The 15,710-nt window shown below is 49.6% G+C and carries 17 protein-coding genes; 10 read left to right on the top strand and 7 right to left on the bottom strand.

Annotated elements, in window-relative coordinates:
• Positions 1 to 4: 4 nt before the first annotated feature.
• Together U0026_RS00585 and U0026_RS00590 are read right to left on the bottom strand one after the other, a co-directional pair.
• The gene (locus tag U0026_RS00585; RefSeq protein WP_062775883.1) at positions 5 to 1,735 is read right to left on the bottom strand and encodes a phosphoethanolamine transferase CptA; all 1,731 of its coding nucleotides are present in this window, start codon (positions 1,733 to 1,735) and stop codon (positions 5 to 7) included.
• Positions 1,736 to 2,027: 292 nt separating this feature from the next.
• Positions 2,028 to 2,891, bottom strand: a complete 864-nt coding sequence (locus tag U0026_RS00590) for a YicC/YloC family endoribonuclease (protein WP_062775881.1) — start codon at positions 2,889 to 2,891, stop codon at positions 2,028 to 2,030.
• Between the two features lie 125 nt (positions 2,892 to 3,016).
• Here U0026_RS00590 and rph point away from each other — a divergent pair, with 125 nt between their 5' ends.
• Both rph and pyrE read left to right on the top strand, forming a co-directional pair.
• Positions 3,017 to 3,733, top strand: a complete 717-nt coding sequence (gene rph, locus U0026_RS00595; RefSeq protein ID WP_062775879.1) for a ribonuclease PH — start codon at positions 3,017 to 3,019, stop codon at positions 3,731 to 3,733.
• Positions 3,734 to 3,796: 63 nt separating this feature from the next.
• Entirely contained in the window at positions 3,797 to 4,438 is a 642-nt protein-coding gene (pyrE, locus tag U0026_RS00600) for an orotate phosphoribosyltransferase (RefSeq protein ID WP_062775877.1), read from the top strand.
• A gap of 35 nt (positions 4,439 to 4,473) precedes the next feature.
• Here the strand turns inward: pyrE and slmA are convergent, their stop codons facing one another.
• From slmA to coaBC, 3 genes are all read right to left on the bottom strand, one after another.
• Entirely contained in the window at positions 4,474 to 5,070 is a 597-nt protein-coding gene (gene slmA / locus U0026_RS00605) for a nucleoid occlusion factor SlmA (RefSeq protein ID WP_062775875.1), read from the bottom strand.
• A 152-nt stretch (positions 5,071 to 5,222) separates the two neighbouring features.
• Positions 5,223 to 5,681: a dUTP diphosphatase gene (gene dut, locus U0026_RS00610; protein WP_062775874.1), complete on the bottom strand. Its 459-nt coding sequence runs from the start codon at positions 5,679 to 5,681 to the stop codon at positions 5,223 to 5,225.
• On the bottom strand, positions 5,659 to 6,879 hold the full coding sequence (gene coaBC / locus U0026_RS00615) for a bifunctional phosphopantothenoylcysteine decarboxylase/phosphopantothenate--cysteine ligase CoaBC (RefSeq protein WP_062775930.1): 1,221 nt from the start codon (positions 6,877 to 6,879) through the stop codon (positions 5,659 to 5,661). Before coaBC ends, dut begins: the two co-directional genes overlap by 23 nt.
• Positions 6,880 to 7,049: 170 nt before the next feature.
• Between coaBC and radC the strand changes: the two genes are divergently transcribed.
• The 4 genes from radC to mutM all read left to right on the top strand — a co-directional run bounded on the left by radC (position 7,050) and on the right by mutM (position 9,315).
• Positions 7,050 to 7,715 (top strand): RadC family protein, encoded by a 666-nt coding sequence (gene radC / locus U0026_RS00620; RefSeq protein WP_062775873.1) that lies wholly within the window; start codon positions 7,050 to 7,052, stop codon positions 7,713 to 7,715.
• 265 nt (positions 7,716 to 7,980) lie between these two features.
• The gene (gene rpmB / locus U0026_RS00625) at positions 7,981 to 8,217 is read left to right on the top strand and encodes a 50S ribosomal protein L28 (RefSeq protein ID WP_062775871.1); all 237 of its coding nucleotides are present in this window, start codon (positions 7,981 to 7,983) and stop codon (positions 8,215 to 8,217) included.
• Positions 8,218 to 8,239: 22 nt separating this feature from the next.
• Complete coding sequence (gene rpmG / locus U0026_RS00630; protein ID WP_003024094.1) at positions 8,240 to 8,407, top strand: 50S ribosomal protein L33; 168 nt, start codon at positions 8,240 to 8,242, stop codon at positions 8,405 to 8,407.
• Between the two features lie 98 nt (positions 8,408 to 8,505).
• The gene (gene mutM, locus U0026_RS00635; protein ID WP_062775869.1) at positions 8,506 to 9,315 is read left to right on the top strand and encodes a bifunctional DNA-formamidopyrimidine glycosylase/DNA-(apurinic or apyrimidinic site) lyase; all 810 of its coding nucleotides are present in this window, start codon (positions 8,506 to 8,508) and stop codon (positions 9,313 to 9,315) included.
• A 51-nt stretch (positions 9,316 to 9,366) separates the two neighbouring features.
• Here mutM and coaD read toward each other — a convergent pair whose 3' ends face one another.
• Both coaD and waaA read right to left on the bottom strand, forming a co-directional pair.
• Positions 9,367 to 9,846, bottom strand: coding sequence for a pantetheine-phosphate adenylyltransferase (gene coaD, locus U0026_RS00640; RefSeq protein WP_062775868.1), 480 nt, complete (start codon positions 9,844 to 9,846; stop codon positions 9,367 to 9,369).
• A gap of 8 nt (positions 9,847 to 9,854) precedes the next feature.
• Complete coding sequence (gene waaA, locus U0026_RS00645; protein WP_062775866.1) at positions 9,855 to 11,132, bottom strand: lipid IV(A) 3-deoxy-D-manno-octulosonic acid transferase; 1,278 nt, start codon at positions 11,130 to 11,132, stop codon at positions 9,855 to 9,857.
• A gap of 405 nt (positions 11,133 to 11,537) precedes the next feature.
• Here waaA and rfaQ point away from each other — a divergent pair, with 405 nt between their 5' ends.
• From rfaQ to waaO, 4 genes are all read left to right on the top strand, one after another.
• On the top strand, positions 11,538 to 12,608 hold the full coding sequence (gene rfaQ, locus U0026_RS00650) for a lipopolysaccharide core heptosyltransferase RfaQ (RefSeq protein WP_073971140.1): 1,071 nt from the start codon (positions 11,538 to 11,540) through the stop codon (positions 12,606 to 12,608).
• Positions 12,605 to 13,729, top strand: coding sequence for a glycosyltransferase family 4 protein (locus tag U0026_RS00655; protein ID WP_062775864.1), 1,125 nt, complete (start codon positions 12,605 to 12,607; stop codon positions 13,727 to 13,729). The genes rfaQ and U0026_RS00655 overlap by 4 nt, the downstream gene beginning before the upstream one ends.
• Positions 13,722 to 14,519: a lipopolysaccharide core heptose(I) kinase RfaP gene (gene rfaP / locus U0026_RS00660; RefSeq protein ID WP_062775863.1), complete on the top strand. Its 798-nt coding sequence runs from the start codon at positions 13,722 to 13,724 to the stop codon at positions 14,517 to 14,519. Before U0026_RS00655 ends, rfaP begins: the two co-directional genes overlap by 8 nt.
• A gap of 127 nt (positions 14,520 to 14,646) precedes the next feature.
• On the top strand, positions 14,647 to 15,663 hold the full coding sequence (waaO, locus tag U0026_RS00665; protein WP_062775861.1) for a lipopolysaccharide 3-alpha-galactosyltransferase: 1,017 nt from the start codon (positions 14,647 to 14,649) through the stop codon (positions 15,661 to 15,663).
• The last annotated feature ends 47 nt before the right edge of the window (positions 15,664 to 15,710 follow it).

Here is a 15,710-nt window from a genome sequence, read left to right on the forward strand (position 1 = left end):
CACGTTATTGATTACCGGTTAGCTCGCCATACGGCAGCTTATCGTAATCAGTCAGTGCATTTTTCTTCTCCGGATTACCAATCCAGCGGGTGGTTTCAACAAACTCAGCGCTGGTCAGTGCCCGGGTTGGGTCATAACCCTCGTAGCTTAACCCTGCCAAATCGGACCAGGTATGGATAAGCTCGGAACTGCTGTATTTACGGTTTACGTCCTGAGAGAAGTCACGCGGGTGAGCTTCATGCCATTTCTCTGAGGTCCACAGCAGGAATGGAATGGTGTACATGTGCCGCGTAGGTGCTTCTTCATTACGCCCTTGAGTGTGATGTGGCGGAGTGTCATAGACTTCTTCGCCATGATCGGAGAAGTACAGCAGGAAACCGTTAGGATCCGTTGCTTTATAGTCTTTGATAAGGCTTGCCACAACATGGTCGTTATAGAGGTTAGCGTTATCGAAATTATTATACGTTTCCTGCTCATCCTTGTTTAAACCCGCAGGCATCGTATCGGTCTTGCCCGAGAATTTGTTCCAGTTTTCAGGATAGCGGTACTCGTAATTAATATGCGTACCCAAAAGGTGGACGATAATAAATTTCTTCTCTGCCGGGTCTGCCAGAACCTGCTTAAACGGTGCGAGAACATTTGAATCATATTCACGGGCGCTTTGCGTGCGCTGCTGATTCATATAGAACTGCTGATCGGTTTGTCGAGAGAATACCGTCAGCATGGTGTTGCGTTTGGTCATCGTCTGCTGGTTGGTTATCCAGAAGGTTTTGTAACCCGCCTGCTTCATCAGGTTCATCAGCGAAGGTTTGGTCAGATACAGATTGGGATTCTTTTCATTGGCGAAAGTCAGCGCCTGCTGCAGGATCTCAATGGTGTAAGGGCGCGAGGTCACTACGTCATTGAAGACGGTGAAGTTTGAATCCGTTTTGTGCAGCGCATCCAGTTCAGGCGTGGTTTCGCGCGGGTATCCGTAAAGACTCATACGACCACGCGGTGTTGACTCACCGATGACCAGCACTAACGTACGCGGAGCGTTTCCGGTGCTATCTTTCAAGTCTACCAGCGGTGGCAAGGCGTGGTTGTCATTTAAGAGTTTGGTCAGGCTGTCCAGTTGGCGATGATATTGGTAATAGCCGGTGACAAACTGCCATGGTGCCGCAGGCGCTGCACGTGAAGAAAGGCCGTCCAGAACATCGCCTGCCGGTTTACCGATAACAACGCCTCTGGCGAATGGATGCACAACCAGCCCATACAGCAGGGCAGATGCAACCAGCCAGCGCCATGGTTTTGGGATATAGACTGGGCGCAGGCGCGTCCAGAGGACAATGGCGATAGCTGTGTAAACCAGTGCAACCAGCACAATCTTCAGGCTGAAATACTGGCTTAAGAATTCCCCGGCTTCATTGGTGTTGGTCTCAAACATCACAAATAAAACGCTTTGTGAGAACTCCTGACCATAAATAAGGAAATAGCTGATGGCAGCAAGTGAAGCCGCCCACAGCACGACACCAATAATTGCGCCAATGATTCGAGTTTGTTTTGGGAATAGGAACACCGGAACCAGCCACAATAGGCTAAAGAGAATTGAATCCCTTAATCCATTGGAACCGCTGTAACCGGTAGCATAGATAACAAGTTGTAACGCTGTGGAAAAAAAGCAGAAATACAATACGGCCCAGCCAAGGGCCTTCCAGCTAAAAGCTGGAGAAGTCTGAGTATCAGTGAATCGCATACGTTTAGCTTATTTTTAGGTTGAAGCGTAAGGCGGCCAGTTTAGCTACCAATTCTTAAGAAATTATTAGAGTGATATCGGGGCGCGAAAACAGATAACCTTATTCCCAAAGTGGGCAATAGGCGTGCTCTGTTCCAAATAAGAAATAACGCTATGAGATATCACTTTTTCCATAATCACTCTTTCTTGAAGAGCCGGATAATAATGCAGTGATGGCGAGGAAAAAGAAACTACCTGAATTAAAAATGCCCGTAGTATCACGGGCATGAAATATTCTTATATTGCTTTGAATTTATTCGATATTTTGAATTTGTTCGCGCATTTGCTCAATCAGTACTTTTAGCTCGATGGCAGATTTTGTAACGTCAGCGTTGATTGACTTTGAAGCCAGGGTGTTCGATTCGCGGTTAAATTCCTGCATCATAAAGTCCAGACGGCGACCAACGGCCTCTTTCTTCTTCAGGATGTTGTAGGTTTCTTTAACGTGCGCTTCCAGACGGTCAAGTTCTTCGGCTACGTCTATGCGCTGCGCCATCAGAACCAGTTCCTGTTCCAGGCGATTGTTCTCCAGCTGCACTTGCGCATCTTCAAGCTTCGCCACCAGACGCTCACGCTGCCACTGTAAGATCTCCGGCATGTGGGCGCGGACTTTGGTGACTTCACCGCTAACGCCTTCCAGACGCTGTTCAATCAGGGCTTTTAGCGCCTGGCCTTCGGTTTCGCGTGCCACGATGAAATCGTCCAGCGTACCGTCTAGCGCTGCCAGAATCTCTGCGGCGATAGCATCCAGGTCCTGTTCCTGTGCCGCCATTACGCCAGGCCAGCGCAGAATATCGACAGGATTAATTTCACCCTCATCGCTCTGCATTTTGACCCAATTTGCCGCATTGACCAGCTGCTTCGCCAGATTTTCGTTGAGGATAAGCTCTCCTTGCGCACTGGCATCAGGCTCAAAGCGCAAAGTACATTCTACTTTCCCACGGGTCAGACGGGTACGCAGACGTTCACGAACCACCGGTTCGAGGCTGCGGAATTGCTCCGGCAGACGAAAATAGGTTTCGAGATAACGCTGGTTAACCGAGCGTAGTTCCCAAGCGGCGCTGCCCCAAGTGCCCTTAATTTCGCGACGGGCATAGGCGGTCATGCTGCGGATCATAGACGTTCCTGTTTTTAAAGGAGAGATGGGGGGATTATAGCCTCCAGGGCGTTATCAGGATAGGAATAAGCACCGTTAGTCCGTATAATGCGCAGCCACATTCGTTTCAAGCCGGAGATTTAATCATGCGTCCAACAGGTCGTAGTGCCAACCAGGTGCGTCCCGTCACCCTGACCCGTAATTATACAAAACACGCTGAAGGCTCCGTGCTGGTCGAATTTGGTGACACCAAAGTGTTATGCACCGCTTCTATCGATGAAGGTGTCCCGCGTTTCCTGAAAGGTCAGGGCCAGGGCTGGATCACCGCCGAATACGGCATGCTGCCACGCGCGACCCATACGCGTAACGCTCGTGAAGCGGCAAAGGGTAAGCAGGGCGGTCGTACCATGGAAATTCAGCGTCTGATCGCGCGTGCGTTGCGAGCAGCGGTTGACCTGAAAGCACTGGGTGAGTTTACCATCACGCTGGACTGCGATGTTATCCAGGCCGACGGTGGTACTCGAACTGCATCTATTACCGGTGCTTGTGTGGCGTTGGCCGATGCGTTGGGCAAACTGGTTGCCGCAGGCAGGCTGAAAACGAACCCGATGAAAGGTATGGTGGCAGCGGTTTCCGTTGGTATCGTGAACGGCGAAGCGCTGTGTGACCTGGAATACGTGGAAGATTCAGCTGCAGAAACTGACATGAACGTGGTGATGACCGAAGACGGTCGTATCATTGAAGTTCAGGGCACGGCTGAAGGCGAACCGTTCACCCACGAAGAGTTACTCACCTTGCTGGCATTAGCCAGAGGGGGAATCGAATCTATTGTCACGACGCAGAAAGCGGCGTTAGAAAATTGATTTTTAGGGCGACGTTGTCGCCCTTTTTTTTGTCCGTAATAAAGTGAAATGAGGAGCGAATCCATGAAACCGTATCAGCGCCAGTTTATTGAGTTTGCGCTTAGCAAGCAGGTACTTAAGTTTGGCGAATTTACGCTGAAATCCGGGCGCAAAAGCCCCTATTTCTTCAACGCCGGGCTGTTTAATACCGGGCGCGATCTGGCACTGTTAGGCCGTTTTTATGCCGAAGCGCTGGTGGATTCCGGTATCGATTTCGATCTGTTGTTTGGCCCCGCATACAAAGGCATTCCTATTGCGACGACCACGGCGGTGGCGCTGGCTGAGCATCACGACCGTGATTATCCGTACTGCTTTAACCGTAAAGAGGCGAAAGACCACGGCGAAGGTGGCAATCTGGTCGGCAGTGCGTTGACCGGCCGCGTGATGCTGGTGGATGACGTGATCACCGCTGGTACTGCGATTCGTGAGTCGATGGAAATCATCCAGGCGAATGGGGCGAAACTAGCGGGTGTACTGATCTCGCTTGATCGTCAGGAACGTGGTCGTGGCGAAATATCTGCGATTCAGGAAGTGGAACGTGATTACGGCTGCGAGGTGATTTCAATCATTACGTTGAAAGATTTGATTGCGTATCTGGAAGAAAAACCGGAGATGGCTGAGCATCTGGCCTCAGTACGCGCTTACCGCGAAGCGTACGGCGTCTAAAAAATAGCCCGGTGAAAACCGGGCTGTTTACCAGATTACTGTAGCTGGGCAAGAATCAGTGGCCAGCGGGCCTCAAAATCATCCGTTGGATTGTATTTGAATTCGCTGCGAACAAAACGTGACAGCATCCCTTCGCAAAATGCTAACAGCTGGCTTGCCAGTATCGTCTCATCCGTTTCGTAACCTTCCCCTTCACGCATTTTCCGCTCGCGGAGCACCTGTCGCAGCTGGGCTTCAATGCGTTCAAAAAGCTGGTTAATGCGGCCCTGCAGGCGATCTTGTTCAAACATTAGTGCGTGGCCGGTCAGGATGCGAGTCAGACCAGGATTACGCTCACCAAAGCCCAGGATAAGCAACACAATCAAACGCAGACGCGCGGTGGTGTCCTTCTCGTCCTTGAGGATGAGGTTGATACGGGTAATCAGGCTATCTTCGATAAACTCGATAAGGCTATCGAACATGCGGGTCTTGCTCGGGAAATGTCGGTACAGTGCTGCTTCGGAAACACCCACAGAAGCGGCCAGTTTCGCGGTCGTGATACGTTGACTGCCGTCGCTGGATTCCAGCATCAACGCCAGGGATTGAAGTATTTCCTCGCGACGATTCCTTTTCGCAGTTTGCTTTTCTGCCATGTTCTAAAATACCCCTGAAAATACATACTTGTCAGGCGAGCACCCGCACGGTGACCACAACCCTGTTTTGTTGTGTTCTTTTTGCATTTATGACGCCGTGAGATGCGTAAAAAGCCGGCGCACACGCTTGACGTGATGCGCCTTAGGGCGGGTTACTTACGCCCGGAGTGACCGAAGCCACCTTCGCCACGATCGGTGGCTTCAAACGATTCGACCAGATTGAATTCGGCCTGTACGACAGGAACAAACACCATTTGCGCAACGCGTTCACCAGGCTCGATGGTGAAAGTGGTTTGTCCACGGTTCCAGATGGAGACCATCAGTTGGCCCTGGTAATCGGAATCGATAAGCCCGACCAGGTTGCCCAGCACGATGCCGTGCTTATGACCTAGGCCTGAACGCGGAAGCATAACGGCCGCCAGCGATGGGTCAGCGATGTGAATCGCCAGGCCTGTTGGCAATAAGGTGGTTTCGCCTGGCGCCAGTTCTACGGCTTCATCAAGGCACGCGCGCAGGTCAAGACCAGCAGAGCCTGCGGTAGCATAAGTCGGCAGTGGGAACTGCTGGCCAATACGCGAGTCCAGAATCTTAACGTCGATTTTTTTCATCATAACGGGTAACGATCTCGTCCAATAATAGTTGGCTCAGGAGTGACTTACTGGCGAGCGATAAACGCTTCTCGCCGTCCTGCCAGAAAAGATGTAATGCATTGTTATCGCTGTTAAATCCTTGATTTGATTGCGATACATCGTTGGCACAAATCAAATCAAGATTTTTACGGCTACGCTTTTGCTGCGCGTATTCTTCCACATTATTCGTTTCGGCGGCAAATCCTACGACATACGGGCGATGATTTTTCAGTGCAGCAACGCTCGCTACGATGTCAGGGTTTTTCACCATTTTTATTGTGAATTCATCGCCCTGGGTGTCTTGTTTCTTAATTTTTTCTTCGGCAATAACCGCTGCACGATAATCGGCGACGGCAGCGCAGCCAATGAAAATCTGCTGATGACAGGCCCTTGCCTGAACGGCGGCATTCATCTCTACGGCGGTAGTCACGTCAATTCGCTGCACAAAAGCCGGCGTGGGTAGCGACACCGGGCCGCTGACCAGCGTGACATTCGCACCACGACGAGCGGCCGCTTCAGCAATGGCAAAACCCATTTTTCCAGAACTGTGATTGGTGATGTAGCGGACCGGGTCCAGTGGCTCACGGGTAGGGCCTGCGGTAATCATGATGTTCAGATGTTGCAGATCTTTGACGGGCGAAAAATGCGCCGCCGCCATGTCGACAATCGTCAACGGATCAAGCATCCGCCCAGGCCCTACATCGCCACAGGCTTGGCTACCACTGTCAGGGCCCCAGATGAGCAAATTACGGGCAGCCAGCACCTCAAGGTTGTACTGAGTCGCTGCGGCGCGGTACATCTGCTGGTTCATTGCCGGGACTACGGCAACGGGAGATGGCGTGGCAAGACAGATGGTCGAGACCAAATCGTTTGCCATACCCGCGCTAATGCGGGCGATCAGGTCCGCCGTGGCGGGTGCCAGAATAACGAGATCGGCCCATTTCCCCAGCTCAATGTGGCCCATCGCGGCCTCTGCTGCGGTATCAAGCAGGCTATCGGAGACCGGGTAACCGGACACGGCCTGTAGACTTAATGGGGTAATGAAGGCTTTTGCCGCGTCGGTCATGGCAACGCGGACATCTGCACCGCGCTCACGCAGTCGACGCACCAGTTCCGGCGTTTTATAAGCCGCGATACCGCCGCTGACGCCAAGAACAATTTTCTTACCGGCTAGGCTCATCATGATTCTTTCCTGTTTGGATTACACCAGAATCCGCGCATTTTATCACAATCCTCGCGAGGTCGTGCGCGGCACTTTGCGAGGCGCTACGCAAGAGTGAAAACTGCACAGTGCAGCGTGGCAAAGGCTGTGACAGCATAAAAAAAGTGAAGACGAGGAGGGAGCCCGCAATGGAGAATTCAGAGGCGATGATGCCGCGTGAAAAGATGCAACAGTATGGTATCGAATCGCTATCAGATATCGAACTGCTCGCACTTTTTTTACGCACGGGAACGCGTGATAAGAGCGTGATGGCTTACTCGCACGATCTGCTGCGTCATTTTGGTTCGCTGTACGGCCTCTTGTCAGCCTCCGAAAAAGAGATGAGGAAGGTTGAAGGCATCGGGCTCGCCAAGTACGCACAGCTCAAGGGTGTAGCTGAGCTGGCGCGTCGCTACTTTAGCCTGCGGATGTTGGCAGAAGACCCTTTGCTTAGCCCTGAAATGACGCGGGAGTTTTTGCAAAGCCAGTTGGCAGACGAAGAGCGTGAAATCTTTTTAGTCATTTTTCTGGATAATCAACACAAGGTGCTCAAACACAGCCGCCTATTTTCCGGCACATTAAACCATGTTGAGGTACATCCTCGCGAAATTGTACGAGAAGCCATCAAAGTTAATGCGGCTGCGGTGATCCTTGCGCATAATCATCCGTCAGGAAATGCTGAACCTAGCAAATCTGACAGACTTATTACTGAGAGGGTGGTAAAGTGTTGCCAATTCATGGATGTACGCGTGCTTGATCATCTGGTTATAAGTCGTGGTGACTATGTTTCTTTTGCCGAACGAGGTTGGATTTAGCAGCCTTTTACGCGATCCATCGGGATCTTTGTCTGTTCGGGACTTGAGCATATCGCTGTCGCAGCGTATACTACGCCACCTTTGAGAATCTCGGGTTTGGCATTTGGGCCTGGCAGTCGAGAGTTCACTTAGACACTGAATCATTCAAGTTGCTTAGCAGCCTGAGAGATTGATGTGTAGAACTGCGACGACTGGGCTGTAAAGCCTGACGAGGCGCCGATACCCCATACGAAGCTCGAGCTAATTTGATTTTTGGAGAATAGACATGTCCCGAGTCTGCCAAGTTACTGGCAAGCGTCCGGTGACCGGTAACAACCGTTCCCACGCACTGAACGCGACTAAACGCCGTTTCCTGCCGAACCTGCACTCTCACCGTTTCTGGGTTGAGAGCGAGAAGCGTTTTGTCACCCTGCGTGTATCTGCTAAAGGTATGCGTGTTATTGATAAGAAAGGCATCGATTCAGTCTTGGCTGAAATGCGTGCCCGTGGCGAAAAGTACTAAGTACTTAAAGAGGAAATAAATCATGGCTAAAGGTATTCGTGAGAAAATCAAGCTGGTTTCTTCTGCTGGTACTGGTCACTTCTATACCACCACGAAGAACAAGCGTACTAAACCGGAAAAACTGGAACTGAAAAAATTCGATCCAGTTGTCCGTCAGCACGTTCTCTACAAAGAAGCTAAAATCAAATAATTTTAGTTTTGATGTAGCAAAAAACCTCGCCTCGGCGGGGTTTTTTGTTTTCTATGCGTCCCCATAATAGAAATATCTGAATTCCTGCCGGAGACGCTATGCCTGAATTACCTGAAGTTGAAACCAGCCGCCGGGGGATTGAACCCCATCTGGTCGGTGCGACCATCCAGTATGCGGTGATTCGCAACGGTCGCTTGCGCTGGCCTGTCTCCGATGAAATCTACCGTCTCAGCGATAAACCCGTCCTGAGCGTCCAGCGACGCGCTAAATACCTGCTGCTTGAACTTCCTGACGGCTGGATAATCATCCATCTTGGTATGTCGGGTAGTCTGCGTATCCTGTCGGGAGAACTACCGGCAGAAAAGCATGACCACGTCGACCTGGTGATGAGTAATGGCAAAGTCCTGCGTTACACCGACCCACGTCGCTTTGGTGCGTGGCTATGGGCGGTATCGCTGGAAGGGCATCATGTCCTCGCTCATCTCGGCCCTGAGCCGCTGAGCGATGAATTTGACGCCGATTATCTCCTGGCAAAGTGTGCGAAGAAGAAGACGGCGATAAAACCCTGGCTGATGGATAACAAGCTGGTGGTAGGTGTCGGCAATATCTATGCGAGTGAATCGCTGTTTGCGGCGCGGATCCATCCGGATCGGCTGGCGTCATCGTTATCGAAAGACGAGTGCGAGCGATTGGTTGATGCGATAAAAGTGGTGCTGAAACGTTCAATAGAGCAGGGTGGAACGACACTCAAAGACTTCCTGCAAAGCGACGGGAAGCCGGGATACTTCGCGCAGGAATTGCAGGTCTATGGGCGTAAGGGGGAAGCATGTCGTCTCTGTGGAACGCCAATCATCGCCAGCAAACATGCGCAGCGGGCAACGTTCTATTGTCGACAGTGCCAGAAGTAGGCCTATAGAGTAGCCCGGCCAAGCGCAGCGCCGCCGGGAAAGGCACGAAGCCTACGCTAGCTTCTCCATCAGCGCCTGATGCACATTCTGCGGCAGGAAGTGAGTCACATCTCCATTGTGGCGCGCCACTTCTTTCACCAATGACGATGAAATAAACGACCACTCTTTAGACGGCATCAGAAAAACGCTCTCCAGTTCCGGCATCAGATGGCGATTCATATGTGCAAGTTGCATTTCATACTCGAAGTCAGCCACGGCACGTAGGCCACGAATCAGGATATTGGCCTGCTGAGTACGGGCAAAATTCGCCATCAGATCGCTAAACCCCATCACTTCTACATTGCCAAGATGCGCCGTTGCTTGCTGGGCCAGCGCGACGCGCTCGCTCAAATCAAACATCGGTTTTTTACTCGGGCTGGCTGCAATGGCGAGGATAACATGGTCAAACATGCAGGCCGCGCGGGTCACGATATCAAGGTGACCGTTGGTGATAGGATCGAATGTGCCTGGATAAATTGCCCGTTTTTGCATAATTGTCCTCAATGCGTTTTCGGCGGCAGATACGGTTCCAGGAGCTGCAATAAACGCTGCAACGCGCCCTGGTTCTGGTACAGAACCTCAACAGCGTGACGGCCGTAGAAACTGCGATAATCCGCGTCGGCTAGCAGGGAGGATACTTCTTTTTCGAGGCTGGCGGCATCGGTCACCGTAATCAGCCCACTCGCCTGTTCCAGACGTGCGCAAATATCTTTGAAGTTTAAGGTATGCGGGCCCATCAATACCGGAATGGCGTGGGCTGCAGCTTCCAGTGGGTTATGACCACCGCGCTCAACCAATGAACCACCAACAAACGCCAGATCCGCAATGCCGTACAGCAGCATCAGTTCACCCATCGTGTCGCCAATAACAACCTGTGTTTTGGCGGAAGGTACTTCGCCTGATGAGCGAGTGATATAGCTAAGACCGGCCTGACGCGTGAGGTTGATGGCATCCGGGAAGCGTTCAGGATGGCGAGGTACCAAAATCAGTAATAAATCAGGGTATTGCAGCAACAGCGCTTTATGGGTGGCAATAATAATGCTTTCTTCACCGTCGTGGGTACTGGTAGCTATCCACACTGGGCGATGAGGGGCCCACTGGCTTCGCAATGTAATAGCTTTAGCTGCCAGCTGTGGTGTCACTGAAATATCAAATTTCAGGCTGCCCGTCATGGTGACCTGACTATTTTTGGCACCCAATGCGACAAAGCGTTTACCGTCTTCTTCGTTCTGTGCGGCAATCAGCGTAATACGCTGAAGGAGTGTGCGCACAAAGGAACCGAGTTTGGCGTAACCCGCAGCGGAACGTTCAGAAAGGCGTGCGTTAGCAATCACCAGCGGTATATGACGACGATGCAGGGCGGCAATCAGGTTTGGCCACAGTTCGGTTTCCATAATCAACACTAGCTTAGGGTCAATTTTATTGAGGAAGCGATTTAGGGCATCGGGTAAATCATAGGGCAGATAGACGTGCTGCACATCTTTGCCAAAGGCCGACTGGACGCGCTCAGAACCTGTTGGCGTCATTGTGGTCACAGTAATAGGCAGGTCAGGGTAACGATGACGTAGCGCACGAACTAACGGGATAGCCGCCAACGTTTCACCGACGGACACTGAGTGCAGCATAATCCCGCCGGGTTTAAGCGGCTGGCGATAGAAACCGTAACGTTCACCCCAGCGTTTACGATAGGCTGGCGCTTTACGTCCGCGCACCCAAAGCCGTATCCAGATCAGTGGCTGAATAAGGTAGAGAAGGGCGGTGTAAAGCAATTCAAGCATAATAAATAGCTGAGTTATGAATGTGCTGAGGATTCTATGTATTTACCTGAGGCTTTACCATTACTTTTGCTGTTTTTGGTCTAAATTAACCACGGTAAGGCGGTGAGTCCTGGATATTGTCGCTGTGCCCGCTTTTTACGCGGTCTGTCGCCCAGGACTTCTGTGCATATTTAGCGGGCACAAGCAGGTAAGATTGACCATTATTATATCTTTATTACCATGATATATAAGGTTTAAGTCGTTTTTCGGCACAAAATGCTTCCCGTTCGGATTGCGACAAAAGAAGTGGTACACTATCGCGTCTAAAATAAGTGCTATATCAGTAATCAGGTAGCTGTTGAGCCTGGGGCGGTAGCGTGCTTTTTTTCCAACATTTATCGGACAATCTCAACCAAAGAGTCGCTTGTGGAAAAGCCATTTAGAAAAATTCTGCTCATTAAAATGCGTTTTCATGGGGATATGTTGCTGACCACTCCCGTTATTAGCACGCTCAAACAGCATTATCCTGATGCGGAAATAGATGTCTTGTTATACCAGGACACGATCCCAATTTTGTCCGAGAACCCTGAAATACATGCGTTGTATGGTATCAAAAATAAGAAAGCCCAAGCGGCAGAGAAAATTACCAATTTCGTCAGTTTAATCAAAGAATTGCGTTCAAACCAATACGACCTCGTGATCAACATGGCCGATCAATGGATGGTGGCTGTATTAGTCCGCTTGCTGAATGTCCCGATGAGTATCTCGCAGGACTATCATCACCGCCAGTCGCGCTTCTGGCGCCATAGCTTTACTCATCTCGCGCCGCTTAAAGGGGAAAACGTGGTGGAAAGTAACCTGTCGGTGCTGACGCCGCTGGGCCTTCACACCTGTGTGGCTGAGACAACAATGAGCTATCACCCAGCTTGCTGGGAACGTGTTCGTGCTCAACTGGATAAAACCAGCGTGGGTGAGAACTATGTCGTTATTCAACCCACGGCACGGCAGATTTTTAAATGCTGGGAGAATCAGAAATTCTCGCAAGTCATTGATGCGCTGCATGAGCGTGGGACTGAAGTGGTACTGACATCCGGCCCCGGTGCGGAGGATTTGGCTTGTGTGACGGCGATTGCACAAGGCTGTAAAAAGCCGCCTGTAACGTCACTTGCCGGTCAGTTAACCTTTCCTGAGCTGGGCGCATTAATTGACCATGCCATATTGTTCATCGGCGTTGATTCTGCTCCAGGCCATATTGCCGCAGCGGTTAAAACGCCGCTGATCTGTCTTTTCGGTGCGACTGACCATAAGTTCTGGCGGCCGTGGTCAGACAATATGATTCAGTTCTGGGCGGGGGATTATCGACCAATGCCGCCGCGCGCTGAGCGCGATCGCAATGAGATGTATCTTTCAGTTATTCCAGCAGAAGATGTCATTGCCGCTATTGATAAAATATTGTCGGCCAGTCATGCCGAACCCGTCATAGGCGAAGAAATATGATCGTTGCATTCTGTCTGTATAAGTATTTCCCTTTTGGTGGTCTGCAGCGGGACTTTATGCGCATTGCGCAAACCGTGGCTGCGCGTGGGCATCATGTCCGCATCTATACCCAATCGTGGGAAGGTGAATATCCAGAGTCCTTTAAGTTAATACTTGTTCCGGTTAAATCCAGAACTAATCATGGACGTAATGCTGAATATTACACGTGGGTCCAAAACCATCTACGTGAACATCCGGTGGCCCGAGTTGTGGGCTTTAATAAAATGCCGGGGCTGGATGTCTATTATGCCGCTGATGTGTGCTACGCCGAGAAAGTTGCGCAGGAGAAAGGTTTTTTCTACCGTTTGACTCCGCGCTATCGTCATTATGCGGCTTTTGAGCGCGCCACCTTCGAACAGGGTAAACCCACGCAGTTGTTGATGCTGACGGATAAGCAGATTGCCGATTTCCAAAAGCACTATCAGACTGAAATTGGACGCTTTAATATTCTGCCGCCGGGAATTTACCCGGACAGAAAATATAGCCAGCAGATCCCTGATGCCCGTCAGGTATACCGTCAAAAAAACGGCCTGACCGCATCGCAGAATGTTTTGCTCCAGGTAGGGTCGGACTTTTCGCGTAAAGGCGTTGACCGCACCCTCACCGCGTTTGCTTCCTTGCCTGAAAGCCTGCGCCAGAATACACAGCTGTTTATTGTCGGCCAGGATAAGCCAGGCAAATTTGCGGCATTGGCTGAGAAACTCGGTATTCGCCGTCACGTGCATTTCTTCTCTGGTCGCAATGATGTTGCTGAGTTAATGGCGGCAGCGGATCTGTTGCTACATCCTGCCTATCAGGAGGCTGCTGGGATTATCTTGCTCGAAGCAGTTACCGCAGGCTTACCGGTATTAACAACCAGCGTGTGCGGCTATGCGCACTATATTGCGGATGCCAACTGCGGGGCAGTTATTGAAGAACCTTTCCGCCAGGAAGCTTTAAATGAGATTCTACTTAAGGCGTTAACTCAGCCTGAGTTGCGCTCGGCATGGACGGAAAATGCGCGTAATTATGCCGATACACAAGATTTATACAGTCTGGCGGAAAAAGCGGCAGATATCATTATAGGTGATTTAGATGGTTGAGCTGAACGAACCGCTGGCCACGCTGTGGCGCGGAAAAGATGCGTTTGAGGAAGTTAAACTGCTACAAGGCGAGGTGTTTCGTGAACTGGAAACTCGTCGCACGCTACGTTTTGAACTGGCGGGTAGCAGCTATTTCCTGAAATGGCATCGCGGCACATCATTAAAAGAGATTGTGAAAAACCTCATATCGCTGCGTATGCCGGTACTGGGTGCTGACAGAGAGTGGAATGCTATCCATCGCCTGCGCGATGCCGGTGTTGATACGATGCACGGGGTAGGTTTTGGAGAAAAGGGGTTTAACCCGCTGACGAAAACGTCGTTTATCATCACTGAAGATTTGACGCCTACCATTAGCCTGGAAGATTACTGTGCCGACTGGCTGGCAAATCCTCCCGCCGTGGCGGTTAAGCGTCTGTTGATTGATCGCGTGGCGGAAATGGTGCGTAAAATGCACTTGAGCGGCATTAACCATCGTGATTGCTATATCTGTCACTTCCTGCTGCATTTGCCGTTTGATGGCAAGGAAGAAGAACTGAAAATTTCGGTTATTGACTTACATCGCGCGCAAATCCGTAATCAGGTGCCACGCCGCTGGCGCGATAAAGATTTGATCGGACTTTATTTCTCATCGTTGAATATCGGTTTAACACAGCGTGATATATTCAGATTTATGAGGATATATTTTGGTAAGTCCTTGAGAGATATTCTTTCTGAAGAAAAAATGTTGATACAGCAAGCAGATAGCAAGGCTGAAAAAATTCGTGAACGTACTGAAAGAAAATCACTTTAATATATGAATATTTAAACCATTCTGTCTGAGTTTAGCCTCCGCTATATTTTATAAATATGGATGACGTTAGGGTTTGCTATTATACGGTGCTGTAAGTAGTAAACCATAAAAGCGAGAAGTGAAATATATGTATTTAGATAATAAAGAATTCATTCTTTCAGAAATTGACTGTAACTACGCCAGTGCTGGTGAAGAACAAACATTTAATATATGTTATGGTCTGGATAAAAATTTCCTGTTTGGATGCGGTATTTCAATTGCCTCAATTTTGCTAACTAATCCACAGGCAAAATTCACTTTCCATGTATTTACCGATTACTTTTCAGATGATTTCCGTGAGCAGTTCGATCTTTTAGCGAAAGAAAATAATACGCGAATTATCATTTATTTAATCAACTGTGAATCGCTTAAGAAATTGCCAAGTACCAAAAATTGGTCCTATGCAACGTATTTTAGATTTATTATTGCTGATTACTTTACGGGTAAACTTGAAAAAATATTGTATCTTGATGCCGATATTGCTTGTAAAGGTAGCGTTCAGGAATTAATCGATTTGGAATATAACTCCAATGAGATAGCTGCTGTAGTCATTGAAGGCAATGATAAATGGTGGAAACGACGAGCAGAACATTTATCAACGCCAGGTCTTAGCGATGGCTATTTTAATGCGGGTTTTTTGTTAATCAATATTCCTGCATGGGCTGCTGATAATATCTCAGCACGCGCCATTGAACTGCTTAGCGATCCTGAAGTTGCAAATATCATTACTCACCTTGATCAGGATGTCTTAAATATTCTGTTGGTTGGTAAGGTGAGATTTATCGATAAAAAATTCAACACACAGTACAGCTTGAATTACGAACTGAAAGCAGTTTCAACAAACCCAGTTCAGGATTCAACTGTGTTCGTTCACTACATTGGCCCGACCAAACCCTGGCATTCATGGAGCGGCTATCCGGTATCCACGTTCTTCTATCAGGGGAAAGAGGCATCACCATGGAGAACAGTGCCGTTGCTGGAACCCGGTAATGCTTTACAAAGTCGATATGCAGCCAAGCATTTCCTAAAACAAAAGAAAACAATGGAAGCGCTGCGCTGTTGGGCGAAGTATTACTTATATAAAATAAAAGCAATATTAAATTAATTCTTAAAGCATTTATAATAATTATGGTTATTTTCTTGGTGGTTAAT

It is taken from the genome of Kluyvera intermedia, assembly GCF_034424175.1.
GTDB lineage: Bacteria > Pseudomonadota > Gammaproteobacteria > Enterobacterales > Enterobacteriaceae > Kluyvera > Kluyvera intermedia.